This window comes from Pseudomonas sp. K5002 (genome assembly GCF_013386655.1).
GTDB lineage: Bacteria > Pseudomonadota > Gammaproteobacteria > Pseudomonadales > Pseudomonadaceae > Aquipseudomonas.
The window spans coordinates 1-584 of the sequence record NZ_JACARK010001615.1; the positions used below are offsets into that span (position 1 = coordinate 1).

General features: G+C 66.8%; 1 protein-coding gene. It reads left to right on the plus strand.

The window, feature by feature from the left end; translation table 11 throughout:
- The coding region (locus tag HX846_RS38280; protein WP_178967588.1) for an HPr family phosphocarrier protein at positions 1 to 584 on the plus strand (584 nt) is incomplete at both ends.

Sequence of the window (584 nt, forward strand, 5' to 3'; positions counted from 1 at the left end):
GCGCGCCCGGCGGCGGTGCTGGCGCAGGCGGCCAAAGGCTTCAAGGCGAGTATTTACCTGCACAAGCAAACCGAGAGCGCCAACGCCAAGTCGCTGGTACGGATCATGGCGTTGCAAACGGTGCAGGGTGACACCTTGCAAGTCAGCGCGGCCGGCGAGGATGCCGAAGCGGCGATCCAGGCGCTGGTGACCTTGCTGGCCGAAGGCTGCGGCGAAACCGTCGCGGCTCCTCAACCTGGCGCTGCACCCGTGGCGCCTGATTCATCGGCGACCTTGCTGCGCGGCGTGTGCGCCTCGCCCGGTTCGGCGTTTGGCCAGGTGGTGCAGGTCAAGGAGCCGGCACTGACGTTCGTAGAGACCGGCAAAGGTGAAGCGCTGGAACGTGCGGCCCTGACCCATGCCCTGAACAACGCCAATCAGGCGCTGCAAGCCCTGCAGGAAAAGGCCGTCGGCACTGCCCAGTCCGAGATCTTCCGCGCCCATCAGGAGTTGCTGGACGATCCGGCCCTGCTGGAACAAACCCGCGACCTGCTGGACCAGGGCAAGAGCGCGGCCTTCGCCTGGAACAGCGCCACCGAGGCCAC